The following is a 26,458-nucleotide window of genomic DNA, read 5'->3' on the forward strand; positions in this document are numbered from 1 at the left end:
TGTCAGAAGCCCGGGCCCGTACGCCGCAGGACCCGCAGCGAGTCGGTGACCGACTGCTCGGTGAACGCGCCCGACGCGAGCGCCCGCAGATAGACGCGGTACGGCGCCTGGCCGCCGTCCGCCGGGTCGGGGAACACGTCGTGCACGACCAGCAGCCCGCCCTCGGCCACGCGCGGCGCCCAGCCCTCGTAGTCGGCCGTCGCGTGCTCGTCGGTGTGGCCGCCGTCGATGAAGACCAGACCGACCTCACCCGCCCACACCCGCGCCACCTGCGGCGACCGGCCGACGACGGCGATGACGTGCTCCTCCAGGCCCGCGGCGTGCAGCGTCCGGCGGAACGTCGGCAGCGTGTCCATCAGCCCGACCTCCGGGTCCACCACCGCCGGGTCGTGGTACTCCCAGCCCGGCTGCTGCTCCTCGCTGCCCCGGTGGTGGTCGACCGTGACCGCCACGGTCCCCGCGGCGCGGGCCGCGTCGGCCAGCAGGATCGTCGAGCGCCCGCAGTACGTGCCGACCTCCAGCAGCGGCAGGCCCAGCCTCCCCGCCTCGGCGGCCGCCGCGTACAGCGCCAGGCCCTCCCGCACCGGCATGAACCCCTTGGCGGCCTCGAAGGCGGCCAGCGTCTCCGGCTTGGGCGCGGCCATGCGGTTCCTCCTGATCGGATGCGTCTACTGAGCGGTCACATCGTAGGCGGCACCGGGACCTCCGACGTAGGCCCACCTTCCGATGTACGGAGCACACATCACCTGCGACCATGACAGCCATGCCGCAGCCCCGTACCGACACCACCCCTGCCCGCCCGGCCGCCGACACCTCCCGCCCCGCCGCCCGCACCTGGGCGGTCCTCCTGGCCGCCTGCGCCGGCCAGTTCCTGGTGGTCCTCGACGTCTCCGTGGTGAACGTCGCCCTGCCGTCGATGCGCGCCGACCTCGGGCTGTCGGCGGTCGGCCTCCAGTGGGTGCTCAACGCGTACTCGATCGCCTTCGCCGGGTTCATGCTGCTCGGCGGCAGAGCGGCCGACATATTCGGGCGCAAGCGGACGTTCCTGGCCGGACTCGGGCTGTTCACCGCCGCCTCGGTCGCCGGCGGGCTCGCCACGGAGGGCTGGCAGCTGCTCGCCGCCCGCGCCGCACAGGGGCTCGGCGCGGCGGTCCTCGCGCCCGCCACGCTCACCATCGTGACCGGCGCCGTACCGCCCGGGCCCGCGCGGACCCGGGCGATCGCGACCTGGTCGGCGGTGGGCGCGGGCGGTGGCGCGGCCGGCGGACTGGTCGGCGGCGTCCTGACCGACCTGCTGTCCTGGCGCTGGGTACTCCTGATCAACGTGCCGGTCGGGGTCCTCGTCCTCGTCGGCGCCGCGCTGTGGATCCGCGAGAGCCGGGTCGAGAGCGGCAGGCGGCTCGACCTGCCCGGCGCGGTCCTGGTCACCGCAGGGCTGGCCGCCGTCGCGTACGGCATCGTGCAGACCGAGGAGGCCGGCTGGGGCGAGCCCGCGACCCTGCTGCCGCTGCTCGGCGGCGCGGCGCTCCTGGTCGCGTTCGTCGCGGTCGAGGCCCGGACCAGGGCCCCGCTCATGCCGCTCACGGTGTTCCGCTCCCGCGCCGTCACGGCGGCGAACGTGTCGATGCTGGTCAACGGCTCGGCCTCGTTCGCCATGTGGTTCTTCATGACTGTCTACGCCCAGAACGTGCTCGGCTACACCCCGCTGGAGGCCGGCCTGGCCCTCGTACCGAGCTCCCTCGCCGTCATCCTCGGCTCCAAGCTGGCGCCCCGCCTGATGACCACCACCGGGGCGCGCAACCTCGCGGTGATCGGCACCCTGGTCGCCGCCACCGGCTTCGGCTGGCAGTCCCTGATGGACGTGCACGGGACGTACGTCACGACGATCCTCGGCCCCGGCGTCCTGATGATGGCCGGCATGGGCCTGGCCATCACCCCGCTCGCCTCGCTCGCCACCTCGGGCGCCGCACCGGGCGACGCCGGCCTGGTGTCGGGCCTCGTCAACACCTCGCGCACCATGGGCGGCGCCCTGGGCCTGGCCGTCCTGTCGACGGTCGCCGCCTCCCGCACGGCGGGCGGAACGGGACCGGAGGCGCTCACGGCGGGGTACGCGCTGGCGTTCCGCACCGGCGCGGGCGTCCTGCTGGCGGGCGCCGTACTGATGCTCCTGTGGCTGCCGCGGCGGGCCCCGGTCATGCCCGGTCCCGACGGCCCCCTGCCCGATCCGGCCTCCGTGCCGCATACTGGCGGGAAATGACGAACCGATCCGCGCCCCGGCGCCACCTCGCCACCAGTCCCTTCAAAGCCCCCGTTGCCGCACCGATCAAGCACTTCGCGGTGGGGGACCGGGTCTCCCACGACCGGCACGGCCTCGGCACGGTCATCGCCGTCGAGGACGAGATCGCCACGCTCGTCGACTTCGGCTCCCAGAAGGCCCGCATCGTCAGCCCGTACAAGGGCATGGACAAGCTCTGACCTCCCGCCGCCGCCCGCCCCCGGCCCCCCGCCGGGGCGGAGCCGCGCCCACCACCCACCGCCCCGCACCCGGCGACGCACCCGAGGCGGGGCCGTGCCCACCACCCACCGCCCCGCACCCGGCGACGCACCGGGGTGGGGCCGTGCAGGGTCGCCCCCGCAGGGGGCCGGCGGCGTTACCGGGGCTCCCATCCTCGTAACCTGAGGCCGCCGGCCCCGAGGAGGCGAGCCCGGAGGGGCCACGCCCCACCCCCACCGACCGGCACCGGCCCGAGGCACCGCCCGCAGGCGAACCGGGAACAGGCACCGCACCACTCCCGTTGTGCCCACCCGTCCCGCCCCAGCGGGACGATTGCCCACAACGGCTGGGGTGGCCACGGGCAAACCGCGCACACCCCCACCCCCAGAGCTGACGCACCGTCAGCACCCTTCCCAACCCCCGCCGCCCGCGCTATACAGGTGGACCACCGGCCCTGGAACGCGTTCTAGAAGGGCGCGCGGGAGAGGGGGCCGGCCTCAGCGGCCTCGGCGCGGCCGACGGTGCGGACGGCCGTGCCGAGGTCTTCCGTACAAGGAGCCCCATGCCCATTGACGCGAACCTGGCGATCGCGGCCGAGCCCCGTTCCGGCGAGATCACCTGGGACCACAAGGACGTCCAGCTCTACCACCTCGGCCTCGGCGCCGGAGTCCCCGCGACGGACCCGGACGAACTGCGCTACACCCTGGAATCCCGGCTACACGTCCTGCCCAGCTTCGCCACCGTCGCCGGCGCGGGCATGGGCATGATGGGCGGCCTGGCGGCCCCCGGCATCGACGTGGACCTCGCCGCGGTCCTGCACGGCGGGCAGAGCATCCGGCTGCACCGGACGATCCCGGTCCGCGGCCGGGCCCGGACCACCGCCCGGGTCGCCGCCGTGTACGACAAGGGCAAGGCGGCCGTCCTCGTCCTGCGCTCCGAGGCCACGGACGACGACGGACCGCTGTGGACCAGCGACGCCGAGGTGTACGTACGCGGCGAGGGCGGCTTCGGCGGCGAACGCGGCCCCTCCGCACGCCTCGAACTCCCCGAGCGCGCCCCGGACCGGACCGTCGAGCGGCACGTGCGCGAGGACCAGGCCCTGCTCTATCGGCTCTCCGGCGACTGGAACCCCCTCCACGCCGACCCGGAGTTCGCCAAGCTCGCCGGATTCGACCGGCCCATCCTGCACGGCCTGTGCACCTACGGCATGACCCTGAAGGCGGTCGCCGACACCGTCCTCGGCGGCGACGTGACCCGCGTCCGCGCGTACCGCACCCGCTTCGCGGGCGTGGCCTACCCGAGCGAGACCCTCCGCATCCGGATGTGGCAGCAGGACGAGGGAGTCCGGGTGGCGGTGTCCGCCGTCGAGCGGGACGACGCGCCGGTCCTCGCCGACGCCCTCGTAGAGACCGTGTGACGCAAACCGTGTGAAGGGAGCCGCGCCATGCGCGCAGCCGTACTGCACGAGACCGGCCAGGACAAACTGGAAGTCCTCGACGACGTCGAGGCGGTGGGCTTCGGCCCCGGCAAGGTGCGCATCCGGGTCAGGGCGACCGGGCTGTGCCACTCGGACGTCTCCGCGATGAACGGCGTACTGCCGCAGCCCGCGCCCTTCGTTCCCGGCCACGAGGGCGCCGGGGAGGTCCTGGACACCGGCGACGGGGTGACCACCCTCGCCCGCGGCGACCGGGTGCTGCTGTGCTGGCTGCCCGCGTGCGGCGCCTGCCCCTCCTGCCGGCGCGGCCAGACCCAGCTGTGCCTGGCCGGCTTCCTGAACGCCGGCACGCCCAACTTCCGGCGCCCCGGCGGGGACGTCTTCGGCTTCGCCGGAACCGGCACCTTCGCCGAGGAGGTCGTCGTGGACGCCGGTTGCGCGGTGCCCATACCCGACGACGTCCCCTTCGACATCGCCGCGCTCATCGGCTGCGGGGTGACGACCGGGCTGGGCGCGGCTATCAACACCGCACGCGTGGAGGCCGGTTCGTCGGTCGCCGTCATCGGCTGCGGAGGCGTCGGCATCTCCGCGATCCAGGGCGCCAAGCTCCAGGGCGCGGCGCGGATCGTGGCCGTCGACCCGGTGGCCTCGCGCCGGGAGGCGGCGCTGCGGTTCGGTGCGACCGATGCGGTGGCGCCGGACGAACTCCCCGACGCCAAGCAGCGGATCACCGCCGGCGAGGGCTTCGACTACGTCTTCGAGGTCGTCGGCCGGTCCGCCACCGCCCGCACCGCCTACGAGACGACCCGGCGCGGCGGCACCCTGTGCATCGTCGGCGCGGGCGCCATGGACGACTTCCTCCAGCTCAACATGTTCGAGCTGTTCTTCGACGAGAAGCGGATCCTGCCGTCGATGTACGGCGGCGGCGACGTCCTGCGCTCGTACGAACGGGCCATCGCCCTGTGGCGGGCGGGCCGCATCGACCTCGCGGGGCTGATCACGCACCGGGTCCCGCTGGCGGGCGTCAACGACGCGCTGGAGCAGATGCGCACCGGTGAGGCGCTGCGCACCTGCATCGAGATCTGACGGGAGACCCCATGTCCATGCCCCTGGCGGACCTCTCCGCGATCGTCACCGGCGCCGGGCGGGGCCTCGGCCGCGCGGAGGCCCTGGAGCTCGCCCGGCTCGGCGCGGCCGTCGTCGTCAACGACTACGGCGAAGGATCGGCCGCCGCGGCCGACGAGGTCGTCGCCGAGATCGTCGCGGCGGGCGGCCGGGCGGTCGCCCACATCGGCGACGTCGCCGACCACGCGACGGCGGGCGCCCTGGTGGCCCTCGCCACCGACACGTACGGAAAGCTCGACGTCCTGGTCAACAACGCGGGCATCCTGCGCGACCGGATGGTCTTCTCGATGAGCGAGGCCGAGTGGGACGCGGTGGTGCGTGTCCACCTCAAGGGCCATTTCAACACCACGCACTTTGCGTCCGTCCACTGGCGCGAGCGTGCGAAGGCGGCCGGCGGGCCGGTGCACGGGCGGATCGTGAACACCTCCTCCGAGGCGTTCCTCGCCGGCTCGGCGGGCCAGCCCAACTACGCCGCCGCCAAGGGCGGGATCGTGGGCCTGACCACGTCCTCGGCCCTCGCGCTCTCCAAGTACGGCGTCACGTGCAATGCGATCTGCCCGCGCGCCCGCACCCGGATGACCCGGGACGTCTTCGCCGGGTTCCGGGAGCCCACCGGCGACGGCGCCCTCGACCCGCTGTCCCCGGACCACGTCGCGCCGCTCGTCGGCTACCTCGCCTCGCCCGCCGCGTCCGCCGTCAACGGGCAGCTACTGGTCGTCCACGGCGGCATGGTGGCCGTGGTGGAACGGCCGAGGGTGGCGGCCAAGTTCGACGCGGCCAAGGAGGCGTTCTCGTACGAGGAGCTGGACGCGCTGCTCTCCCCGTACTACGCGAGCCGCCCGCCCGGCGAGACGTTCGCCGCGGCGGAGGTCCTGTCCCTCACGAGGAACTGACGGGCCCACCACGCGACGACCGCCCCACCGCGCACGGCGAAGGGGCCGCCCCTCACCGGGGGCGGCCCCTTCGCGCGGTGCCGTGCGCTGCCGTGCCGTCAGGCCGCCCCGGCGTGCGGCTCCTTGCGGTGACGGCCGTGCGGCTGCGTCGACAGGTCCTCCGTCGACGCCGCACCGCCTCGGTGCTTTCCGGAGCCGCCGGCGTCCCCCTGCGGTCGCCCGTGGGTCGTGTCGGTCCTGGCTTCAGACATGTGGGAAGTCACCCCGTAGTGATCGCTGACGATGTTGCGGCCCGAGAGTCTATCCAGGGGCCGTGCGGCCGGTGAGCGGCGCCTGCTGCAACGGCACCGGCTTGCACACACCAGGAGTCACCGCATGCCCGGACGGTTCCCCACCTGCGCCTTCCGGTTGTGCCGATGGTGTGGAGGCATGCGGTACGTGCTCTTCCGGGGCCGCGGCGACGATCCGCGCCAGGCCGCACGGCACCCCCCGCGTCACGTACGGCAGCCGCAGCTCCCCCTCCCGCGACCACAGCCCCGACCCGGCCAGCCAGCCCCGCGGCGCGGCGAGTTGGTGCAGGCGCCGTTCGGCCGGCCGCCACAGGCCGACCCAGCTGCCCGACGCCGCGTCGATCCGCAGAGCCACGGCGCACGTCTCCGGGGTCAGCGTCTGCCCCGGCTGTATCGCGAAGGGCGTCACCGCGGCGTCCGGGAGCCGCAGGCACTCCGGGAAGCGCACCGGCAGCGTGCTGCCGAGGACGCCCCACCCCAGCCGGTGGTGCCCCGGTGACGGCGCGTCGGACCGGATGAGCAGCAGTCCGCTGTCCGGGTCGGCCAGCAGCACCCGGTCGTCGCTGCCTTCCGCGATCTGGAGCAGCGGTGTCACCTCGCCGCCCCGCTCCAGGTCGACGGCGACCGCCTTCACGGGCCCGCCACCGGCCTGCCGCCGGTCCAGCGCGAGCATCCTGCCGGTGCGGTCCAGCCACGACCCGCCCGTGCAGTGCCCGTCGATCTCGGCGATGTGCTCGGGGCCGCCGCCCGCGCCGCCGGCCACCAGCCAGACGCCCGTCGAGTGCGCGCCGGCCGCCAGCGCGTAGGCGTACGCCCCGTCCGGTGACGGCGGCAGCAGCCGGACCGATCCGGACTCGACGGCGCCGAGCGGGAGTTCTCCGGTCCGCGGCCCCGTCGGGTACAGCAGCGAGAAGACGCACCGGCCGTCGGCCCGGCGCCCGATCAGCACCCGCCCGTCCACCAGCGGAAGCACTTGCGCGTGCGGGTCCTCGGGCTGCGCGGCGGGGAGGGGCACCGCGTACGGCTCCGGCCCGTCCAGTGTCCAGCGCTCCGGGTACAGCGCCTCGCCGTCCCCCGCCAGCCGCGCCGCGTAGGCGCCGTTCGCCGCGATCGTGAGACCCGCACGCGACACCGCGCCGCCTTCCTCCGCGGTGGGCTCGATGGCACAGGCTGTCATCGACTCGTCACCTCCGGCGACAGAAGGTAGTTTTCGCACTTCCTGCCGAACAACGGGACCTTCTGCGCTTCACCTATAAGCGTGGTGATGTACCGATTCGCCTGAGAAAGGGGAGCGGGTGTGCTGGAGCCCGCGCCCGCCAACCCCGGCACGCGCCCCCCGGCCGGCGCGCCCGCAGCCTCCCCGCCCGCGAGCGGCGGGCGCGCCCGCCGGGGCCGGACCGGCACAGGTGTGGGGCCGGAGGGCAGGCCAGGTAGCCTTTCCTCCGTGCCCCGTCTGTCTGAAGTCATCGCCGAGCTCGACGCCCTCTGGCCGCCCGAGCGGGCCGAACAGTGGGACGCCGTCGGCACCGTCTGCGGCGACCCCGACGCCGAGGTCACGCGCGTACTGTTCGCCGTCGACCCCGTACAGGAGATCGCCGACGAGGCCCTCACGCTCGGCGCGGACCTGATCGTCACCCACCATCCGCTGTACCTGCGGGGCACGACGACGGTCGCGGCCGGCCACTTCAAGGGCCGGGTCGTCCACACGCTGATCAAGAACGACATCGCCCTGCACGTCGCGCACACCAACGCCGACACCGCGGACCCCGGCGTCTCCGACGCCCTCGCCGGCGCGCTCGACCTGCGCGTCACCGGGCCCCTCGTACCGGAGAACGGCCTCGGCCGGATCTGCGAGCTGGACCCGCCGCAGACGCTGCGCGAGTTCGCCGAGCGGGCCGCGAAGCGGCTGCCCGCCACCGCGCAGGGCATCCGTGTCGCGGGCGACCCCGACGCCACCGTCCGGACCGTCGCCGTCAGCGGTGGGTCCGGCGACAGCCTCTTCGACGCCGTGCGCGCGGCGGGCGTGGACGCGTTCCTCACCGCCGACCTGCGCCACCACCCGGCCTCCGAGGCCACCCAGCACTCACCGCTGGGTCTGGTCGACGCCGCGCACTGGGCCACCGAGTGGCCCTGGTGCGAGCTGGCCGCCGCCCAGCTCGACGAGATTTCCGACCGTCACGGCTGGGGCCTGCGGGTCCACGTCTCGAGGACGGTCACCGACCCGTGGTCCCACCACTCTTCTTCTGGAGCCCCCAACTGAACGCCGCGCCCGCCGACCAGATCCGACTCCTCGACGTCCAGGCCCTGGACGTACGCCTGTCGCAGCTCGCCCACAAGCGCAAGTCCCTGCCCGAGCACGCCGAGATCGAGTCGCTGAACAAGGACCTCACCCAGCTGCGCGACCTGCTCGTCGCCGCGCAGACCGAGGAGAGCGACTGCGCCCGCGAGCAGACCAAGGCGGAGCAGGACGTCGACCAGGTGCGCCAGCGCACGGTCCGCGACCAGCAGCGGCTGGACTCGGGGGCGGTCACGTCCCCGAAGGACCTGGAGAGCCTCCAGAAGGAGATCGTCTCGCTGGCCAAGCGCCAGGGCGACCTGGAGGACGTCGTCCTGGAGATCATGGAGCGCCGTGAGTCCGCGCAGGAGCGCGTCTCCGAGCTGACCGAGCGGGTCTCCTCCGTCCAGGGCAAGGTCGACGACGCGGTCGCCCGGCGCGACGCGGCGACGCAGGAGCTGGACGGCGAGGCCACGTCCGTCGCCAAGGAGCGCGAGCTGGTGGCCGGTTCCGTCCCGGCCGACCTGATGAAGCTGTACGAGAAGATCCGCGAGCAGCAGGGCGGGATCGGTGCGGCGCGCCTGTACCAGCGCCGCTGCGAGGGCTGCCACATCGAGCTGAACATCACCGAGGTGAACGACGTCCGGGCCGCCGCGCCGGACACCGTCGTCCGGTGCGAGAACTGCCGCCGCATCCTGGTGCGCACCTCGGAGTCGGGCCTGTAATGACGGACCTGCGGGAACTGATCGTCGAGGCCGACGGCGGCTCCCGGGGCAACCCGGGGCCGGCGGGTTACGGGGCCGTGGTCCTGGACCCGGTGTCGGGGGAGCCGCTGGCGGAGGCCGCCGAGTACATCGGCGTCGCCACCAACAACGTCGCCGAGTACAAGGGCCTGGTGGCGGGCCTGAAGGCGGCGCGCGAGCTGGCGCCCGACGCGACGGTCAGGGTCCGCATGGATTCCAAGCTGGTGGTCGAGCAGATGTCGGGCCGCTGGAAGATCAAGCACCCGGACATGAAGCCGCTGGCGGCGGAGGCGGCCGGGGTCTTCCCGGCGTCGCAGGTGACGTACGAGTGGATCCCGCGCGAGCGGAACAAGCACGCGGACCGGCTCGCCAACGAGGCGATGGACGCCGGCAAGCGCGGCAGGCAGTGGCAGCCGTCCACGTCGACGGCCGCCCTCGACGCGGGCGCGTCGGCCACGCTGGACGCGGGTGCGGCACGGGTGGTCGGTGACGCGGCCGCGGGCGCCGCGAAGGCCCGGGCGGCCCTCACCGCTGCCGGTACGGGGCCCGCGGGTACGTCACGCGCCGGTACGGGCCCCGTCGACACGGCATCCGCCGGCACGGGCCGCACCGGAACGAGCCCCGCCGCCACCGGCGGGGATCCACTCGCCCCGGCCCCGGACGCCGCCGCCGTGCCGGCCGCCCCGGCCACGAGCCGTGCCGCGGCCGCCACGGCCGCACCGCCGGTCGGCTGGGCCGCCACGGCGGACCTGGGGGCGCCGGCCACGTTCGTGCTGCTGCGCCACGGCGAGACGGCGCTCACGCCGGAGAAGCGTTTCTCGGGCAGCGGCGGCACCGACCCGGACCTGTCCCCGGTGGGCCGGCGGCAGGCCGAAGCCGCCGCGGCGGTGCTCGCGGCTCGTGGCACGGTCCAGGAGATCGTGTCGTCCCCGCTGGCACGGTGCCGTCAGACCGCCGCGACGATCGCGGCCCGCCTCGGCCTGGACGTCCGGATCGAGGACGGCATCCGGGAGACGGACTTCGGGGCCTGGGAGGGCCTGACGTTCGCGGAGGCGCGGGAGCGGTACCCGGACGAGCTCGACGCCTGGCTGGCGTCCCCGAAGGCCGCGCCCCCGGGCGGCGAGTCCTTCGCGGCCGTCTCGCGCCGGGTCGCCGCGACCCGCGACCGGCTGACCGCCCGCCACGCGGGCCGCACGGTGCTGCTGGTCACGCATGTCACGCCCATCAAGACGCTGGTCCGCCTGGCCCTGGGCGCCCCGCCGGAGTCCCTGTTCCGCATGGAGCTGTCGGCGGCCTCGCTGTCGGCGGTGGCGTACTACCGGGACGGCAACGCCTCGGTCCGCCTCCTCAACGACACCTCGCACCTGCGGTGAGCGTCGTGGGCTGGCAGCTCACGACGAACGTCGCGGAGTTCCGCCGCGAAGCGGGCCCGTGCCTCGCGGCGGACCCCGCCCGGCACACCGTGCCGCTCACGGTGGCGGAGACGGTGCGCAGCCACGGCCCCCGGGCGCTCGGGACCATGGACGCCCGGTTCGGCTTCTGGCGCCGTACCGCGGCCGGACCCGTCGAGGCGGTGTACGTCCAGACCCCGCCGCGGGACCCGCTGTTGGGGCCCATGCCGCAGGTGGCCGCCCGGCAGCTCGCCGAGGCGCTGCGCGGGACGCGCGTCGAGGGCGTGAAGGGCGACGAGGAGCCCGTGCGGGCGTTCGCCGAGGCGTGGACGGCCCCGGCCGGTCCGGACGGGTCGTGGACGCTCACCCGTCGCAGCCGGCTGTTCCGGCTGGGCGCGCTCGTACCGCCCCGCACCGCTCCCGAGGGCGCCGCGCGGCGGGCGACGGCGGCCGACGTACCGCTGGCCGCCGCCTGGATGAGCGCGTTCGCCGCCGAGGCCGGCCTGGGCCCCGCCACCGACCACACGGCGAACGCCGAGCGGCGCGTCGCCCATGGCGGGCTGTACGTCTGGGAGTCGGGCGGCCGGCCCGTCTCGATGGCCGCGCACTCGGCGCCCGTCGGCGGGCAGTCCCGCGTCGCGCCCGTCTACACGCCGCCCGGACTGCGCGGCCGGGGCTACGCGGGGGCGGTCACCGCCGCCGTCAGCCGCGCCGCCCAGGATGCCGGTGCCGGGCAGGTGCTGCTCTTCGCCGACGTCGCCAACCCGACCAGCACCGGGCTCTACCGGCGCCTCGGCTACCGTCCGATCGCCGACCACGTGGACGTGGCGTTCGGCTGAATCCGGCATGGCGGAGGTGCCCCGGGCCCGGCCGTCACCCCCGAGCCCCGTCACCCTCCGAGCGCCGACGCCTCCCGCGCCAGCGACTCCACGCGGGTCCAGTCGTGCGCCGCGAGCGCGTCGGCGGGGAGCATCCAGGTGCCGCCGACGCAGCCGACGTTCGGGAGGGCGAGGTAGGCGGGGGCCGAGGTGGCCGTGATGCCGCCCGTGGGGCAGAAGCGGGCGTGGGGGAGGGGTCCCGCCAGGGACTTCAGGTAGGCGGTGCCGCCCGCCGCCTGCGCGGGGAAGAACTTCATGTCGCGCACCCCGCGTTCCAGCAGCGCCACGACCTCCGAGGCGGTCGACACGCCCGGCAGGAACGGCAGGCCCGACGCCTCCATGGCGTCCAGCAGGCCGTTCGTCCAGCCGGGGCTCACCAGGAACCGCGCTCCCGCCGCCGCCGCGTCCGCCACGCCCCGCGCCGAGACGACCGTGCCCGCCCCGACGACGGCGCCGGGGACCTCCGCCGCGATGGAGCCGATCGCGTCGAGCGCGGCCGGGGTGCGCAGGGTGACCTCGATGGCGGGGAGGCCGCCCGCCACCAGGGCGCGGGCCAGCGGGACCGCGTCGGTGGCGTCCTCGATGACGACGACGGGCAGGACGGGGGCGTGGTCCAGCGGGGACGGGGCGGAGTGCATGCGCCCATCCTGCCCAGCCGGTGCGTCAACCGCAACGAGCGTTGCGCACAGTGCAACGACTAGTGGATCTCGTCCACCAGCACGTCCAGCTTCCCCGCCGACGGCGTCTCCACCACGTACCCCAGGTCCCTCAGCGCCTCCACCAGCTCCGCCGGCGACCCGGGCGCCGCGCCCGCCTCCAGCAGGCTCCGCACGATCCGGCCCTTCGTCGCCTTGTTGAAGTGGCTGACCACCTTCCGCGTCGGCGCGTGCAGCACCCGCACCGTCGCCGTCCGCGCCGCGACCCCGCCCTTCGGGCGCCACGCCGTCGCGTACGCCGCCGACCGCAGGTCCAGCACCAGCCCGTCCCCGGCCGCCTCCGGCAGCACGGCCGCCATCGGCGTACGCCAGTACGCGCCCAGCGCCCCCAGCCCCGGCAGCTTCACGCCCATCGAGCAGCGGTACGACGGGATCCGGTCGTCCACCCGCACCGCGCCCCACAGCCCGGAGAAGACCAGCAGCGACACCCGCGCCCGTTCGCGCGCCGCCGCGCCGAGCGTCGCCAGGCCGAGCGCGTCGTACAGGACGCCCGTGTAGACCTCCCCGGCCGGCCGCGCACCCGCCGTCCGCAGCCCGGCGTTCTTCGCGACCTCGCCGCGCAGCCCCTCGCTCAGCCCGAGGACCTCCCGCGCCTTCTCCTCGTCGGCGGAGCACAGCTCCACCAGTTCCTCCAGCACGGCCGCCCGCGCGGCCGCGAGCCCCGGCAGCGACAGGGAACCCGGCTCCAGCGGCGCGCCGCTCCCCGACGCTGCCTTTCCTTCCGAGGGCGGCAACAGCACGAGCACGGTGGTTCTCCTTCGGTACGTACGAAACGGGGATGCGGCCCCGCGCCAGCGTACAAAGTGCCGTCCCGTGCCCCGCGCCCTACGCTCGACCCATGCCCCGCCGCCAGACGCGTGTGACCGGCGCGGCCGAGGCGTCCCTGGCGGCCGCCCTGCACGCGCTCCGCACCCGGCTCGACCTCCCCGGCGCCTTCCCGCCCGCCGTACTGGCCGAGGCGGAGGCCGCCGCCGCGTCGCCGCGCCTCCCGGAGCGGGACGAGACCGGCATCCCCCTCTTCACCATCGACCCGCCCGGTTCCACCGACCTCGACCAGGCCATGCACCTCGGGCGCCGTCCCGGCGGCGGTTACCGCGTCCACTACGCCATCGCGGACGTCGCCGCCTTCGTCACGCCCGGGGGTGCCGTCGACGACGAGGCGCACCGTCGCGTGCAGACCCTCTACCTCCCCGACGGCCGCGTCCCCCTCCACCCGCCCGTCCTCTCCGAGGGCGCCGCCAGCCTGACGCCCGGCCGGACCGCCCCGGCCCTCCTGTGGCGCCTCGACCTCGACGCCGACGGCCGCCGCACCGCCACCGACGTCCGCCGCGCCCTCGTCCGCAGCACCGCCCGCCTCGACTACGAAGGCGTCCAGCTCCGCCTCGACACGGACACCGCCGGCGAACCGCTCGCCCTGCTCCGCGAGATCGGCACCCTGCGCGAGCGGCTGGAGGCCGAACGCGGCGGCATCTCCCTCAACGTCCCCGAACAGGACGTCGTCGAGCGCGACGGCCGTTACGGCCTGGAGTACCGCGCCCCCCGCCCCGCCGACTCCTGGAACGCCCAGATCTCCCTGCTCACCGGCATGGCCGCCGCCGACCTGATGACCGCCTCCGGCACCGGCGTCCTCCGCACGCTGCCCACCGCGCCCGACGGCGCCGTCGCCCGCCTGCGCCGCTCCGCGAAGGCCCTCCGCATCGACTGGCCCCACCACGTCTCGTACGCCGCGCTCCTCCGCTCCCTCGACCCGCACGACACCCGACACGCGGCCTTCCTCCAGGACTGCACCACCCTCCTGCGGGGCGCCGGCTACACCGTCTTCACCGGCGGCGACACCCCGGTGCCGGCGGTCCACGCCGCCGTCGCCGCCCCGTACACGCACTGCACCGCCCCGCTGCGCCGCCTCGTCGACCGGTACGCCGGCGAGCTGTGCGTGGCCGCCGTCGCGGGCCGGGAGCCGCCGGAGTGGGTCCGGGAGGCGCTGCCCGCGCTCCCGCGACGGATGGCGGAGGGATCGCGCCGGGCGGGCGCCGTCGAGCGGGAGTGCGTCGACCTGGTGGAGGCGGCGCTGCTGAAGGACCGGGTGGGCGACGTCTTCGAGGCGTACGTCGTCGACGTCCACGACCGGGACCCGGCGGTCGGCACCGTCCACCTGGAGGAGCCGGCGGTCGTGGCCCGCGTCGAGGGCGGCACACGCCCGCTCGCGCTGGGCGAGCGGCTGCGCGTACGGCTCACCCGAGCGGATCCGGGACGGGAGAAGGCGCTGTTCGCTCCGGCGTGACCACCGGCGTGACCTCCGGCGGGGCCACCGGCGTGAGCGCCTGGCGGAGCGCCGCCGCGAAGGTCCGCGCGTCGTCCGCGTGACACCGCACCAGGTGGACCGGGTAAGGCTTGCCCAGCAGGCTCACGGCGGTGACCGGCTCGCTCAGCGCGATGGTGACGGAGGTCTGGGAGGCGACCGCCAGGTTCAGCACCCCGTCCGCCTTCTCGTGCGTGAACAGCAGCTCGTACCGTACGGCCGCGATCCGCTCCAGCGGGACCACCAGGTCCACGTGCGCCCCCTGCCGCAACCGCACCGCGCCGGCGGTCAGCAAGTGGGGCCGGGTCACCGACGCCGCGTGCAGCCCGAACACGAACAGCACGGTGTAGACGTCCAGCACCAGCACCACCGCGTGCACGACCGGCCACGACGCCAGCAGGAACGACATCCCCACCGTCTCCACGACGCAGACGAAGGCGAAGCCGTACATGTACGCCGCCTGGGCCCGCGCGTGCCCGAACACCCCGCCGCCCACCGCCTCGCCGACCCCCTGCGGCCGCCGCGCCACCCACCGCACCAGGCTCACCATCAGCCGCAGCTCGTGCCCCACCAGCCGCGCGACCGGCTCCGGCACCAGCACCCCCACCGCCTGCCGCCGGCTCAGGCCGCCGCGCCGCAGCCGTACGTACAGGAACACCTCCGCGCCCAGCAGCGCGAGCACCGCCACCTCCGCCCCCAGCACGACGGCGCCGGGTATCCGCACCCCCGCCACCAGGCACACCGCCAGCACCACCTCGGCCGGCAGCAGCGCGTACGCCGCGCCCCGCACCACCCGCCTCACCGCGCACGCTCCGCGGCGATCCGCAGCGCCCGGCGCAGGACCGCCGCCTGCGCGGCCGAGAAGTCTGCGAAGAACACCTCCGCGACCGCCGTGTCGTCCAGCTCCGCCGGGTCGCCCGGCACCACCTCGTCCGGGACCAGCTCGGCCAGCGCCCGCGCGGTCTCCTCCACCCGTACGTCGTCGGGCGCCGCGTCCGCCAGGGCGTCGAGCCGCGCGTACACCTCGTACGCCCGCTCCAGCGCCCCCGGCGCCCCGGCCATCGTCCGCATCGCGTCCACCAGCCGCGCCCCCTCCGCCTCCGGCACCACCGTCTCCAGCAGCGTCAGCACCTCCCGGTCGCGGGCCGCCATCTCCGGCTCCGGCCCCGGCAGCCGCTCCGAGGCCCTCGCCATGTCGCCGAACAGCTCCGCCAGCCCCGGCGACACCGGCCCCTCCGCGGGCAGCCGCCCCGCCCGCGCCTGCTCCAGCAGCACCCCGAGCCGCTCCCGCCGCGCCCCGATCTCGCCCTGCTGGCGCGCCAGGTCCGCGTCCAGCTCCTCCAGTACGTCGACCAGCTCCCGCCCCGCGTCATCCGCCAGCACGTCCCGCACCTCGTCCAGCCCGAGCCCCAGCTCGGTCAGCCGCCTGATCCGCGCCAGCAGCACGGCGTCGCGCAGGGTGTAGTCCCGGTACCCGTTGCCCAGCCGCCGGGGCTCGGGCAGCAGCCCGAGGTGGTGGTAGTGGCGCACCGCCCGCGTGGTGATGCCGACGAGGCCGGCGATCTCTCCGATCCGCATGACCTCAGTAGAAACGTTGACGCTGCGACAAGGTCAAGGACAATCCGGCGACGCTCCTCGATCATGTGCCACGATCGAGGGAACGACTCCCATCTCACGGACGGGCGGCCCGGCGATGTCCCAGTCTGACGAGCGACCGAGGAAGGGGCGAGACATGACCGCGATGGCCCATGCACCGCTCACGCAGGCGGACGACCTGCTGGAGGGCTTCCTGGCGTTGGAGACGCCGGAGGGCTTCCGGGCCGAGCTGATCGAGGGGGAGATCGTTGTGACACCGCCGCCGGACGGGGACCACGAGGACTACAACAGCCTGATCGTGGAGCAGGTTTTCATGCGGTCACGAACTCGCATGCAATTCTCCGGCAACAAGGGCCTCAAACTGCCCAGTGGGGGTGCGTGCCCCCGGACCCACGTCATTCCCGACGCCACCTTCGCCCCGGCGGAGCTGCGGCTGTTCCGCGGGGCCGACTCATGGATGCCGTGCGACGGTGTGGCGCTGGTCGCCGAGGTGACGTCCTCCCGGCCGCAGCGGGACCGGGAGACCAAACGGCGCTGCTACGCCCGCGGCGGCATCCCGCTGTACCTGCTGGTCGACCGCGAGGCGTCCTCCGTGACGCTCTTCAGCGACCCGGAGGACGCGGACTACCGCCAGGTCGTCACCATGCCGTTCGGCAAGCCGCTCCCGCTCCCGGAGCCGTTCGGCTTCGACCTGGAGACCGCCGACTTCCTCTGACGTCCGGCTCCGGCGTCCGGGGCCGCCCCGCCCGGCGGGTAGCATGGTCGCCACGGCAGACGAGCCGGGCGGGCGGCCGCGTGGAGACCCTTCGGGGTTCTCCCCGAGGAACGTCCGGGCTCCACAGGGCAGGGTGGTGGCTAACGGCCACCCGGGGTGACCCGCGGGACAGTGCCACAGAAAACAGACCGCCGAGGACCTCGGTCCTCGGTAAGGGTGAAACGGTGGTGTAAGAGACCACCAGTGCCCAGGGCGACCTGGGCAGCTAGGTAAACCCCACCCGGAGCAAGGTCAAAAGGGGACACTCCGGTGTCCCTGCGCGGACGATCGAGGGCTGCCCGCCCGAGTCCGCGGGTAGACCGCACGAGACCGGTGGCAACGCCGGTCCTAGATGGATGGCCGTCGCCCCGACGACCGCGAGGTCCCGGGGAACAGAACCCGGCGTACAGCCCGACTCGTCTGCCCCCTCCCATTTATCGGCAATTGACCAAATGCCCTGCTTTCCGGATCGCGCCCGGACGGCGAGCCGGCGCAGGTGCACCGCCGATTTCCGTCGTGCGCGCGCCATGCTCCGCAAAGCCCCATTCTTCGTCACCCCTTCCCAGGTCACAGGCAGGGACTAGGATCTGCACCCTGGGTCTGACCATGGGGAACGGCGACCTTCGCGGGATATAGGGAGCGGGGAAGAGGCATGCGGGAAGGCCGGTGGGTCACGGTCACCGAGTCCGAGTTCGATCATGAACGCCGCGGCCTGGAGGCGATCCGGGAGAAGCTGCCGGACTCCGACCCCTGGCGTGCCTGGTCGAACTTCACCTTCACCGCGAACACCGGGCACGTCCGCGAGGTGGACCTGCTGGTCGTCGCTCCCGGCGGCGTCTGCATGATCGAGCTGAAGGACTGGCACGGCTCGGTCACCTCCGAGAACGGCACCTGGGTGCAGACCACCCCTGGTGGTCGCCGCCGTACGCACGGCAACCCACTGCACCTGGTCAACCGCAAGGCCAAGGAACTGGCCGGCCTGCTTGCGCTGCCCGGCAACAAGCGGGTGTGGGTCGCGGAGGCCGTCTGCTTCACGGACAACAGCTTCCGCGTACGGCTGCCCGCCCACGACCAGAACGGTGTGTACACCGTCGACGAGCTGGTCGAGATGCTCAAGCAGCCGCCGCGCGACGAGCGGCGCCGTGTCACGGCGATCGGCTCGCGCGAGATCGAGGCGGCCCTCAAGAACATCGGCATCCGCAAGAGCGACGCGCAGTACAAGGTCGGCCCGTACGAGCTGGAGCGGAAGTCCTTCGACTCAGGGCCCACCTGGGCCGACTACCTCGCCCGCCACAGCGACCTGCCCGAGGCGGCCCGCGTCCGCATCTACCTCAGCGAGCGCGGCTCCGACGCTTCCCTGCGTCAGTCCGTCGAGAACGCCGCCCGGCGCGAGGCCGCGGTGTTGGGCCGCTTCAAGCACCCCGGCGTGGTCGAGCTCAAGCAGTACTTCCCCTCCGGGCACGCCGCCGGTCCAGCATTGATCTTCGACTACCACCCGGCCACCCTGAAGCTGGACGAGTACCTGGTCCAGTACGGCGAGAAGCTGGACATCCTCGGCCGGATGGCGCTGGTCCGCCAGCTCGCCGAGACCATGCGCTCCGCCCACTCCAGCCGTATCCACCACCGTGCGCTCGCCGCCCGTTCCGTGTACGTCGTCCCCCGCCCGCGCGGCGGCAAGGGACGGGCCGTCGGCGAGGAGGCCGCCTGGCTCACCCCGCAGCTCCAGATCTCCGACTGGCAGATCGCCACCCAGCGCAGCGGCGACTCCTCCCAGGGCCAGGGCATGACCCGCTTCGCGCCGACCGCCCTGTCCGCCATGCACCTCGCCGACGACGCCGACGCCTACCTCGCCCCCGAGCTGACCGCCCTCAACCCCGACCCGGTCCACCTCGACGTGTACGGGCTCGGCGTCCTCACGTACTTGCTGGTCACCGGCAAGGCCCCGGCCGCCAGCCAGGCCGAGCTGCTGGCCCGCCTGGAAGCGGGCGAGGGCCTGCGCCCCAGCTCCCTGGTGGACGGCCTGTCGGAGGACGTGGACGACCTGGTCCAGGCCGCCACCGCCTACCGGCCCGGCCAGCGCCTCTCCAGCGTGGACGAGTTTCTGGAGCTGCTGGAGGTCGTCGAGGACTCCCTGACCACCCCCGCCTCGGCGGCCACCGCCACGGAGGCGCCTGGCGAGGAGGACGAGACCCCCACCGACAAGGACCCGCTGGAGGCCGTAGCCGGGGACGTGCTCGCCGGCCGCTGGGAGATCCGCCGCCGCCTCGGCACCGGCTCCACCAGCCGCGCCTTCCTCGTCCGCGACCTCCAGGCCGAGGCCCGCAAGACGCGCCCGCTGGCGGTGCTCAAGGTCGCCCTCTCCGACAACCGGGGTGAAATCCTGGCCCGCGAGGCCGAGGCCATGGGCCGCCTGCGCGCCCACTCCGGCATCATCCGCCTCGTCGAACCCGAGCCGCTGCACATCGGCGGCCGTACGGTCCTGGTACTGGAGTACGTCGGCGACGAACGCGACGACACCGGGCAGGGCAGCGAGGCCGGGTCCCGCCCGCGCCGTCGCGAGGAGACCGTCGCCCGCCAGCTCCGCGAGAACGGCCGCCTCCAGGTCGACCAGTTGGAGGCGTACGGCGACTACCTCTTCGGTGCCGTCGACTTCCTGGAGGGTGAGGGCGTCTGGCACCGCGACATCAAGCCGGACAACATCGCCATCCGCATCCGCCCCAACCGCACCCGCGAACTCGTGCTCATCGACTTCTCCCTCGCCGGCTACCCGGCGAAGAACACCGACGCGGGCACCGACGGCTACCTCGACCCCTTCGTCGACGTCATCACCCGCGGCTCGTACGACTCGCACGCCGAGCGGTACGCCGTCGCCGTCACCCTGCACCAGATGGCCTCCGGTGAGCTGCCCAAGTGGGGCGACGGCAGTGTCCTGCCGCGTATGACCGACGCGAAGGAGTGGCCGTACCCGACGATCGCGGCCGAAGCCTTCGACCCGGCCGTACGGGACGGACTCGTCGCCTTCTTCCAGAAGGCCCTGCACCGCGACGCGGCCAAGCGGTACCCCGAGCTGAAGCCGATGCGGGACGCCTGGCGCAAGGTGTTCCTCGACGCGTCGCAGACGGTCCCGTCCAGCCACCGGACCCGAGCATCGGCCCCGGCACCCACGACCGCCGGGGAGGGCCTGCCTGCCCAGGGCGCCGCCGCAGCGGGGATCTCGGACGCCGAACCCGAGAGCGCCGAGCAGCAGCGCGACCGGCTCGCGGCCGAGGTCACGCGGGACACACCGCTGACCGTCTCCGGACTCACGCTCGCCGCCCAGTCGTTCCTGTACGGCTTGGGCATCACGACGGTCGGCGAACTCCTCGACTACAGCCGCCGCAAGCTCGTCAACGCCCCCGGCCTGGGCGCCAAGACCCGCAACGAGGTCCAGCAACGGCAGCGGGAATGGGGTGAGCGGCTGCGGGAGATCCCCGTCTCGCCGCTGACACCGAAGGGCCGGGCGGAGGCCAAGGAGGAGCTGGAGCAGCTCACGGCCGCAGAGTCGGCCCTGGTCGGCCACCTCGCGACGGGCGAGTCGGCGGGCACACTGCCCGCCCGCACGCTGCGCGCGGTCAGCCTCGACACCCTCGCCACCGTCTTCGTGCCCGCCGTCAACAACAACGGCTCCAACCGCAACAAGGCCGAGATGGTACGGCTGTTGCTGCGCCTGCCCGACGAGCACGGCGTCCTGCCGGACATCGGCGTCTGGCCGAAGCAGAAGGACGTCGCGGAAGCTCTTGGACTGAGCCACGGCCGCATCCCGCAGATGCTCAAGGACGAGCGCAAGCGCTGGAAGGCGGAGCCCGCCGTCCGGGCGCTGCGCGAAGAGATCATCGACCTGCTGGTGAGCATGGGCCGGGTCGCCTCGGCGGTCGAGATCGCGGACGCACTTGCGGTCCGGCGCGGCACGCATCTCGCCGGGCGTGAGCAGCGGCGCGCGATGGCGCTGGCGGCCGTACGGGCCGTGGTCGAGGTGGAACAACTGGTGCCCCAGGAGGCCGAGTTCCAGCACCAGCCGAACCGCAAGGCGACAGACGAGTCCCTGGGCGCCGGCCTGCTCGCGCTCGACGTGCGGGAGGACGACGGCCCGGACACCCCGACGGCACCGGGCCTGCTGGAGTACGCGACCCGCCTGGGCAAGACGGCAGACCGGCTCGCCAAGCTGGACACGCTGCCGACGGCGGCGACGGTCCTGGCTGAGCTGGGCGCGCTGACGGTGCCGCCGGGCGCGGTCAACTGGGACGAGCGGCGCATGGTGGAGCTGGCGGCAGCGGCGTCCGTGAACGCCGCAGCCACTCCGCGCCTGGAGATCTACCCGCGCGATCTGTCGCTGGTCCGGGCGCTGCGGCTCACGCAGGCCGGGCTCGTGCGCTGGATTCCGGGTGTCCCGGAGGGGCGGCAGCCCGGCCTGACGGGCGAGGATGTGCACGAGCGGGTGCGCGCCCGCTTCCCCGAGCTGGTCGTGGTCGACGGCCGGGGCGGCGCCTCCCACGACCTCCCGACGGGCGGCCCGCTGACCAAGGCCCTGCGCGACGCGGGCTTCGAGCTGTCGCTGAACACGCGCGAGGACACGGGCACGCTGCGCTACCTGCCGACGCGGGTGGACGACGCGTCCAGCTACCTCACGACGGGTGCGTGGCGCCACTCGACGCGTACGGGTGCGGTGACGCGGTACGCCGACGACCCGCAGCTCGCGGGCGCGGTGCGCGCGGAGGAACGGCTGCTGGCGTCGGCCCGCCGGGACGGGTTCCGGGTGCTGACCGTACGGCAGCAGTTGGTGCGGGACGCGGTAAGGGAACTGGGCGCCGAGCGGCTGGGCGCGGGCGCGCTGTCGGTGACGGAGTTGTTCCTGGAGGCCCTGCACGCGCAGGTCACGCCGGGTACGAAGCCGACCTGGGAGACCTTGCTGAAGGCGGACGCCGCCGAGCCGGGGTCGAAGGGCGCCGTGAAGTTCGCGGAGTACGTGCGGACGGCGTGGGGCGCGGTGGAGCCCCGGGTGGCGGAGCTGCTGGGTGACAGTGGTGGAGGTGGGGCCGGTCGTGTTGACCCTGCCGGTCCTGTGCTGCTGACGGAGGCCGGGGTGTTCGCGCGGTACGACGCGATGGGCGTCCTGGACCGGCTGGCGTCGGCGGCCCGGCGGGGCGGGCGGGGGCTGTGGCTCCTGGTCCCGCAGAGCGACCCGTCGCGTGAGCCCCGGCTCGGGCAGGTGGCCGTGCCGTACCAGGCCGGCCTGGGGGAGTGGATTCAGCTTCCGGACACTTGGGTGGGCAACGCCCATCGTGGGTCCGGCGAGGGCATGGCGAGTGCCAGTGCCAGTGGTGTCGAGGGAGACGTCAAGTGATCGACCGCAAGGCTCTGTTGAACGACCTGAAGCAACAGGTCAAGGCGGTCGAGGCCGACCTCGGGCGACAGGTGAAGGCGCTGGGGGAGGTCGGCACGCGGTTGAGGGCCGAGTACGACCAGGCGCGCAAGCTGGGGCGCACGGCGGCGACGTGGAACGCGTGGCTGGACGAGCGGGTCACTCAGGTCGCGGTGGCGTGGGTGCTGGGGACGGTCTTCGTACGGTTCTGCGAGGACAACCGGCTTATTCCGGAGCCGTATCTGACGGGGCCGGACGGGGACCGGCGCGAGCTGGCGGAGTCGCGGTACGACGCGTACGTGGAGTCGGACGAGGACCCGACGTACCGGGGGTGGCTGGAGAAGGCGTTCGAGGAGCTGGGGCAGGGGCAGGCGGGTCGGCTGCTTTTCGACAAGCGGCACAACCCGCTGTACCAGGTTCCGCTGTCGCATGACGGTGCGCGGGAGCTGGTCGAGTTCTGGCGGGGGAGGGATGAGGCGGGCGTTCTGGTCCACGACTTCACCGACCCGATGAACGAGGACGGTACGGAGGGGTGGGACACGCGGTTCCTGGGCGACCTGTACCAGGACCTGAGCGAAGCCGCGCGGAAGACGTATGCGCTGCTCCAGACGCCTGAGTTCGTGGAGGAGTTCATCCTCGACCGGACGATGAACCCGGCGGTGCGGGAGTTCGGCTACGAGGAACTGAAGATGATCGACCCTACATGTGGGTCGGGGCACTTTGTGCTGGGGGCGTTTCGGCGGCTGGTGCGGTTGTGGGGGGAGGAGCATCCGGGGAAGGACGTGCACGAGCGGGTGCGGGCCGCGCTGGATTCGGTGCACGGCGTTGACGTCAACCCGTTCGCCGTGGCCATTGCTCGGTTCCGGTTGCTGGTTGCGGCTATGGCGGCGAGCGGTGTGCGGTCGATGGCGGGGGCGGCGAGGTTTGACTGGCCGATCCACCTGGCGGTCGGTGACTCGCTTATCAAGGCGCGGCAGTTGGAACTGACGCTGGGTGGGGACGAAGACGAGCTGGACGATCCCCTGGCGTCGTTTGCCTACGCCACCGAGGACGTGCAGGAGCACCCAGGCATTCTCCGGAATGGGGGCTACCACGTTGTGGTCGGCAATCCTCCGTACATCACGGTGAAGGATAAGAATCTAAATACCCTATATCGGGAGCTGTACAGCGCTTGTGCAGGCAAGTACGCACTATCGGTGCCATTTGCGCAGCGGTTCTTCGAGCTAGCCAAGCGGGGAGGTGCCGATGGGCGCGGGTACGGTCTGGTGGGGCAGATCACTGCTAGTTCATTCATGAAGCGAGAATTCGGCACAAAGTTGATTGAGGAATACTTCGGGCACGAGGTTGAATTGACCGAAGTTATCGACACCTCGGGTGCGCATATTCCAGGGCACGGTACGCCTACGGTTATCCTGATTGGGAAGCGCCGTTCAGGAATCAATCGGTCGGCAACGATCCGAGCTGTACGTGGCGCGATGGGTGAGCCGAGTGCACCGGTTCATGGTGAAGATGGGCTGGTTTGGCGTGCAATTCTGAAACAGATTGATGATCCTGGATCGAATAGTCGATGGGTTTCAGTAGGTGACCTCGAACGCGATCGATACTTTAGTCAGCACCCCTGGATTCTGGCTGATGGTGGACGAGAGGTGATCGACAAGCTCGATGAAGGGTCTGCGGTAAGGCTTTCTGCTAAGGTTGCGTCCATTGGGTTTGCGGCCATTACGGGCGACGATGACTTCTTCGCGTTCCCGCGTCCAGCTGCGACGTGGATCCAGTCCAGGGTTGCTCCTTTGCGACTCTTCATTGAAGGTGATCAAGTGCGAGACTGGGACAGCTCGCCTGGCGCCTATGCGATCTATCCGCCTGATGCAGACGCTGCTCAGCGTGCACATCTTGAGGACCTCGTTCTGTGGCGTGGACGTCAGATGCTCCGTAAAAGCCTCATGTTTGCGAAGACCAAGGAGCAGCGTGGTCTTCCCTGGTCAAACTATGCTTTCCATAGTGATGAGCGGCTGGAATCAGACCGTCTTGTCGCCTTTTCTTTCGTTGCGACGCACAATCATTTCGTGTTGGATCGAGGTGGCAAGGTGTTTAACCGCTCCGCCCCGGTCATCAAGCTCCGGGCTGAGGCGAGTGACGAGGACCATCTCGATTTGCTCGGCCTGATGAACAGCTCGGCAGCCGGCTTCTGGATGAAGCAGGTTAGCCACAACATGGGAAGTACAGTTGATGCGAAGGGGGCGCGACAGAGCACTCATCCTTTCGATGACTTCTACCAATTCAACAGTACTCCTCTGCTGGATTTCCCCCTTCCCGGCGCGTATCCGGCATCGCTATCCTTTGCAATCGATAGCCTAGCTCGGCAACTTTCCTCTACCAGCCCTGTAAATGTGGCGAGTAAGGCCACTCCCACTGCTGACTTTCTCCGGCCAGCTAAGTCCCGTTGGCAATCTCTCCGCGCCCGCATGGTCGCCCTCCAGGAGGAGCTGGATTGGCAGGTCTACTCCCTCTACAACCTTCACTCCGAAGATCTGCGCGTCTCCGAGGAACCTGATTCCCCCGACATCCCCGAACTCAACCTCGGGGAGCGGGCGTTCGAGATCGTCCTCGCCCGCCGCGTAGCCGCAGGCGAAGCCAGCGACGAGTGGTTCAAGCGGCACAACTCCACCCCCATCACGGAGATCCCCGCCCACTGGCCCGCCCCCTACCGTGAGATTGTGCAGAAGCGCATCGACGCCATCGAGTCGAACCGCGCCGTCGGCATGGTCGAGCGCCCCGAGTACAAGCGGCGCTGGGCCACCGAAGGTTGGGACGCGCTTCAGGAGAAGGCCCTGCGCTCCTGGCTGCTCGACCGTATGGAGAACCGCGACCACTGGTTCGACGAGAACGGTCAGCCCGCCATCCTCACCCTGGCCCGCCTCACCGACGCCCTCTCCCGTGACGAGGAGTTCGTCTCCGTTGCCAAGCTCTACGCGCCCCGCAAGGAACTCGCGAAGGTCGTCGCCGAGCTGATCAGCGACGAGCACGTGCCGTTCCTCTCCACCCTGCGCTACAAGCCCTCAGGGTTGAAGAAGCGCGCCGACTGGGAAGAGGTGTGGGACCTCCAGCGCAAGGAGGATGCCGCGCCCGACGAGCCCGCCAAGCGGAAGATCCGGGACTCCATCCCCGTGCCGCCGAAGTACACCTCGGCCGACTTCCTCCGCCCGTCCTACTGGCGGGCGCGCGGCAAGCTCGACGTGCCCAAGGAGCGGTTCATTTCCTACGGGCAGACCAACGCCGCCACCCCCGAGCTGTACGGGTGGGCCGGCTGGGACCACCGGGAGCAGGCGCAGGCTCTCGCCACGTACTTCACCAACACCGCGCTGTCCACCGAGGAGATCACCCCGTTCCTCGCCGGCCTGCTGGAGCTCCAGCCGTGGCTGTACCAGTGGCACGACGAGTTCGACATGCTCTACAGCGGCTCCCCGGCGGACTTCTTCGCCGGTTACCGCCAGCAAAAGCAGGGCGAGCACGGCCTCACCGACGACGACCTCCGTGCCTGGCGTCCTCCGGCCGCGACCCGAGGTCGTCGCGCAGCAGCGAAGCCGTAGCCAGGAGCAGTTCGACGTCCGTCGGCTCGGGGGCCACCCAGTGCTTACGCGGGTGGCCCTCTTGCTGCACGCGCAGTTCCGCCCACACGGTCTTTCCCGGGGCGGCATGGCGAGGGGTGGTGCCCCAGTCGTCCGAAAGGGCGGCGACGAGGAGCAGGCCCCGGCCGGACTCGGACAGCGAGTCGGTCACCGCGGGGCTGGTCGGAGGCTGCTTCTCGGCGCGGGTGTCGGTCACCTCGACCCGGACGATGCCCTCGCTCAGGATGAGGTGAAGGTGGAAGTCCCGGCCGGGGACATGCCCGTGGCGTACGGCGTTGGCGGCGAGTTCCGCCGTGATGAGGGTGAGCGTTTCGTTGACGTGGCTGGTGTAAGGATGGCCCCAGTCGTCCAGGCGGTGCGAGACGAGTCGGCGGGCGAGACGGGCACCGCGCGGCGTTGAGGTGAAGCGCATGGTGAACTCGCCTTCCAGTGCGCGGGGCTGTGGCATATGCCCGTTCGGGGGAGTTGCTGACTTCATAGGGTCAACGGTCGCGTCCTCTGCGTAGCGTTGACCAGGAGTGACGCACTGACGGGTACGCGCT

At 72.6% G+C, this 26,458-nt stretch carries 21 protein-coding genes and 1 other RNA gene; 14 read left to right on the top strand and 8 right to left on the bottom strand.

The features are described 5' to 3' along the window. Positions 1-2: 2 nt before the first annotated feature. Positions 3-644: a class I SAM-dependent methyltransferase gene (locus EIZ62_RS23330; RefSeq protein WP_156694645.1), complete on the bottom strand. Its 642-nt coding sequence runs from the start codon at positions 642-644 to the stop codon at positions 3-5. 110 nt (positions 645-754) lie between these two features. On the opposite strand from EIZ62_RS23330, the gene EIZ62_RS23335 reads away from it, so the two are divergent. The 5 genes from EIZ62_RS23335 (at position 755) to EIZ62_RS23355 (ending at position 5,947) form a co-directional block, all read left to right on the top strand. Continuing rightward, complete coding sequence (locus EIZ62_RS23335; RefSeq protein ID WP_156694646.1) at positions 755-2,257, top strand: MFS transporter; 1,503 nt, start codon at positions 755-757, stop codon at positions 2,255-2,257. Next, positions 2,254-2,475 (top strand): hypothetical protein, encoded by a 222-nt coding sequence (locus EIZ62_RS23340; protein WP_156694647.1) that lies wholly within the window; start codon positions 2,254-2,256, stop codon positions 2,473-2,475. The genes EIZ62_RS23335 and EIZ62_RS23340 overlap by 4 nt, the downstream gene beginning before the upstream one ends. A gap of 581 nt (positions 2,476-3,056) precedes the next feature. Next, the gene (locus tag EIZ62_RS23345; protein ID WP_156694648.1) at positions 3,057-3,911 is read left to right on the top strand and encodes a MaoC/PaaZ C-terminal domain-containing protein; all 855 of its coding nucleotides are present in this window, start codon (positions 3,057-3,059) and stop codon (positions 3,909-3,911) included. A gap of 27 nt (positions 3,912-3,938) precedes the next feature. Continuing rightward, on the top strand, positions 3,939-5,015 hold the full coding sequence (locus EIZ62_RS23350; RefSeq protein ID WP_156694649.1) for a Zn-dependent alcohol dehydrogenase: 1,077 nt from the start codon (positions 3,939-3,941) through the stop codon (positions 5,013-5,015). A gap of 11 nt (positions 5,016-5,026) precedes the next feature. After that, on the top strand, positions 5,027-5,947 hold the full coding sequence (locus tag EIZ62_RS23355; protein ID WP_156694650.1) for a 3-oxoacyl-ACP reductase: 921 nt from the start codon (positions 5,027-5,029) through the stop codon (positions 5,945-5,947). Positions 5,948-6,045: 98 nt separating this feature from the next. On the opposite strand, the gene EIZ62_RS32025 is transcribed toward EIZ62_RS23355, so the two are convergent. After that, positions 6,046-6,198, bottom strand: coding sequence for a hypothetical protein (locus EIZ62_RS32025; RefSeq protein ID WP_167536417.1), 153 nt, complete (start codon positions 6,196-6,198; stop codon positions 6,046-6,048). A 49-nt stretch (positions 6,199-6,247) separates the two neighbouring features. Beyond that, positions 6,248-7,414, bottom strand: a complete 1,167-nt coding sequence (locus EIZ62_RS23360) for a hypothetical protein (RefSeq protein WP_156694651.1) — start codon at positions 7,412-7,414, stop codon at positions 6,248-6,250. A 267-nt stretch (positions 7,415-7,681) separates the two neighbouring features. Here EIZ62_RS23360 and EIZ62_RS23365 point away from each other — a divergent pair, with 267 nt between their 5' ends. Genes EIZ62_RS23365 through EIZ62_RS23380 form a run of 4 tightly spaced genes read left to right on the top strand, consistent with a single transcriptional unit; the run spans position 7,682 to position 11,485 of the window. Then, positions 7,682-8,497 carry a Nif3-like dinuclear metal center hexameric protein gene (locus EIZ62_RS23365; RefSeq protein ID WP_156694652.1) on the top strand — a complete coding sequence of 272 codons (816 nt, stop codon included), beginning with the start codon at positions 7,682-7,684 and terminating at the stop codon, positions 8,495-8,497. Then, the gene (locus tag EIZ62_RS23370; protein ID WP_208828251.1) at positions 8,494-9,237 is read left to right on the top strand and encodes a zinc ribbon domain-containing protein; all 744 of its coding nucleotides are present in this window, start codon (positions 8,494-8,496) and stop codon (positions 9,235-9,237) included. The genes EIZ62_RS23365 and EIZ62_RS23370 overlap by 4 nt, the downstream gene beginning before the upstream one ends. Beyond that, complete coding sequence (locus EIZ62_RS23375) at positions 9,237-10,628, top strand: bifunctional RNase H/acid phosphatase (RefSeq protein ID WP_208828014.1); 1,392 nt, start codon at positions 9,237-9,239, stop codon at positions 10,626-10,628. The genes EIZ62_RS23370 and EIZ62_RS23375 overlap by 1 nt, the downstream gene beginning before the upstream one ends. 5 nt (positions 10,629-10,633) lie before the next feature. Beyond that, positions 10,634-11,485, top strand: a complete 852-nt coding sequence (locus EIZ62_RS23380) for a GNAT family N-acetyltransferase (protein ID WP_156694653.1) — start codon at positions 10,634-10,636, stop codon at positions 11,483-11,485. A 50-nt stretch (positions 11,486-11,535) separates the two neighbouring features. On the opposite strand, the gene eda is transcribed toward EIZ62_RS23380, so the two are convergent. Together eda and yaaA are read right to left on the bottom strand one after the other, a co-directional pair. Beyond that, positions 11,536-12,162: a bifunctional 4-hydroxy-2-oxoglutarate aldolase/2-dehydro-3-deoxy-phosphogluconate aldolase gene (gene eda, locus EIZ62_RS23385; protein WP_156694654.1), complete on the bottom strand. Its 627-nt coding sequence runs from the start codon at positions 12,160-12,162 to the stop codon at positions 11,536-11,538. Between the two features lie 59 nt (positions 12,163-12,221). Beyond that, positions 12,222-12,986 carry a peroxide stress protein YaaA gene (gene yaaA, locus EIZ62_RS23390; RefSeq protein ID WP_156694655.1) on the bottom strand — a complete coding sequence of 255 codons (765 nt, stop codon included), beginning with the start codon at positions 12,984-12,986 and terminating at the stop codon, positions 12,222-12,224. Between the two features lie 92 nt (positions 12,987-13,078). Here yaaA and EIZ62_RS23395 point away from each other — a divergent pair, with 92 nt between their 5' ends. Next, positions 13,079-14,521, top strand: a complete 1,443-nt coding sequence (locus tag EIZ62_RS23395; protein ID WP_156694656.1) for an RNB domain-containing ribonuclease — start codon at positions 13,079-13,081, stop codon at positions 14,519-14,521. Here the strand turns inward: EIZ62_RS23395 and EIZ62_RS23400 are convergent. Together EIZ62_RS23400 and EIZ62_RS23405 are read right to left on the bottom strand one after the other, a co-directional pair. Next, positions 14,472-15,341 carry a hypothetical protein gene (locus tag EIZ62_RS23400; RefSeq protein WP_244375927.1) on the bottom strand — a complete coding sequence of 290 codons (870 nt, stop codon included), beginning with the start codon at positions 15,339-15,341 and terminating at the stop codon, positions 14,472-14,474. The genes EIZ62_RS23395 and EIZ62_RS23400 overlap by 50 nt on opposite strands. Then, positions 15,338-16,117, bottom strand: a complete 780-nt coding sequence (locus EIZ62_RS23405) for a MerR family transcriptional regulator (protein ID WP_156694657.1) — start codon at positions 16,115-16,117, stop codon at positions 15,338-15,340. Before EIZ62_RS23405 ends, EIZ62_RS23400 begins: the two co-directional genes overlap by 4 nt. Positions 16,118-16,271: 154 nt before the next feature. Here EIZ62_RS23405 and EIZ62_RS23410 point away from each other — a divergent pair, with 154 nt between their 5' ends. The 4 genes from EIZ62_RS23410 to pglX all read left to right on the top strand — a co-directional run bounded on the left by EIZ62_RS23410 (position 16,272) and on the right by pglX (position 25,877). Then, positions 16,272-16,850, top strand: a complete 579-nt coding sequence (locus tag EIZ62_RS23410; RefSeq protein ID WP_156694658.1) for a Uma2 family endonuclease — start codon at positions 16,272-16,274, stop codon at positions 16,848-16,850. A gap of 60 nt (positions 16,851-16,910) precedes the next feature. Further along, positions 16,911-17,312, top strand: an RNA gene (gene rnpB / locus EIZ62_RS23415) — RNase P RNA component class A. A gap of 229 nt (positions 17,313-17,541) precedes the next feature. Further along, positions 17,542-22,269: a BREX system serine/threonine kinase PglW gene (pglW, locus tag EIZ62_RS23420; protein ID WP_156694659.1), complete on the top strand. Its 4,728-nt coding sequence runs from the start codon at positions 17,542-17,544 to the stop codon at positions 22,267-22,269. Then, positions 22,266-25,877: a BREX-2 system adenine-specific DNA-methyltransferase PglX gene (gene pglX / locus EIZ62_RS23425; RefSeq protein WP_156694660.1), complete on the top strand. Its 3,612-nt coding sequence runs from the start codon at positions 22,266-22,268 to the stop codon at positions 25,875-25,877. The genes pglW and pglX overlap by 4 nt, the downstream gene beginning before the upstream one ends. Here the strand turns inward: pglX and EIZ62_RS23430 are convergent. Further along, positions 25,804-26,328, bottom strand: a complete 525-nt coding sequence (locus tag EIZ62_RS23430; RefSeq protein ID WP_208828016.1) for an ATP-binding protein — start codon at positions 26,326-26,328, stop codon at positions 25,804-25,806. The genes pglX and EIZ62_RS23430 overlap by 74 nt on opposite strands. Between the last annotated feature and the right edge of the window lie 130 nt (positions 26,329-26,458).

The sequence above is a fragment of the Streptomyces ficellus genome (assembly GCF_009739905.1).
In the GTDB taxonomy this organism is placed as follows: domain Bacteria; phylum Actinomycetota; class Actinomycetes; order Streptomycetales; family Streptomycetaceae; genus Streptomyces; species Streptomyces ficellus_A.

Excerpts from the sequence above, each read along its gene's own strand:
- EIZ62_RS23330 (WP_156694645.1), bottom strand. The coding sequence starts at position 644 with ATGGCCGCGCCCAAGCCGGAGACGCTGGCCGCCTTCGAGGCCGCCAAG.
- EIZ62_RS23335 (WP_156694646.1), top strand. The coding sequence starts at position 755 with ATGACAGCCATGCCGCAGCCCCGTACCGACACCACCCCTGCCCGCCCG.
- EIZ62_RS23340 (WP_156694647.1), top strand. The coding sequence starts at position 2,254 with ATGACGAACCGATCCGCGCCCCGGCGCCACCTCGCCACCAGTCCCTTC.
- EIZ62_RS23345 (WP_156694648.1), top strand. The coding sequence starts at position 3,057 with ATGCCCATTGACGCGAACCTGGCGATCGCGGCCGAGCCCCGTTCCGGC.
- EIZ62_RS23350 (WP_156694649.1), top strand. The coding sequence starts at position 3,939 with ATGCGCGCAGCCGTACTGCACGAGACCGGCCAGGACAAACTGGAAGTC.
- EIZ62_RS23355 (WP_156694650.1), top strand. The coding sequence starts at position 5,027 with ATGTCCATGCCCCTGGCGGACCTCTCCGCGATCGTCACCGGCGCCGGG.
- EIZ62_RS32025 (WP_167536417.1), bottom strand. The coding sequence starts at position 6,198 with ATGTCTGAAGCCAGGACCGACACGACCCACGGGCGACCGCAGGGGGAC.
- EIZ62_RS23360 (WP_156694651.1), bottom strand. The coding sequence starts at position 7,414 with ATGACAGCCTGTGCCATCGAGCCCACCGCGGAGGAAGGCGGCGCGGTG.
- EIZ62_RS23375 (WP_208828014.1), top strand. The coding sequence starts at position 9,237 with ATGACGGACCTGCGGGAACTGATCGTCGAGGCCGACGGCGGCTCCCGG.
- eda (WP_156694654.1), bottom strand. The coding sequence starts at position 12,162 with ATGCACTCCGCCCCGTCCCCGCTGGACCACGCCCCCGTCCTGCCCGTC.
- EIZ62_RS23395 (WP_156694656.1), top strand. The coding sequence starts at position 13,079 with ATGCCCCGCCGCCAGACGCGTGTGACCGGCGCGGCCGAGGCGTCCCTG.
- EIZ62_RS23405 (WP_156694657.1), bottom strand. The coding sequence starts at position 16,117 with ATGCGGATCGGAGAGATCGCCGGCCTCGTCGGCATCACCACGCGGGCG.
- EIZ62_RS23410 (WP_156694658.1), top strand. The coding sequence starts at position 16,272 with ATGACCGCGATGGCCCATGCACCGCTCACGCAGGCGGACGACCTGCTG.
- pglW (WP_156694659.1), top strand. The coding sequence starts at position 17,542 with ATGCGGGAAGGCCGGTGGGTCACGGTCACCGAGTCCGAGTTCGATCAT.
- EIZ62_RS23430 (WP_208828016.1), bottom strand. The coding sequence starts at position 26,328 with ATGCGCTTCACCTCAACGCCGCGCGGTGCCCGTCTCGCCCGCCGACTC.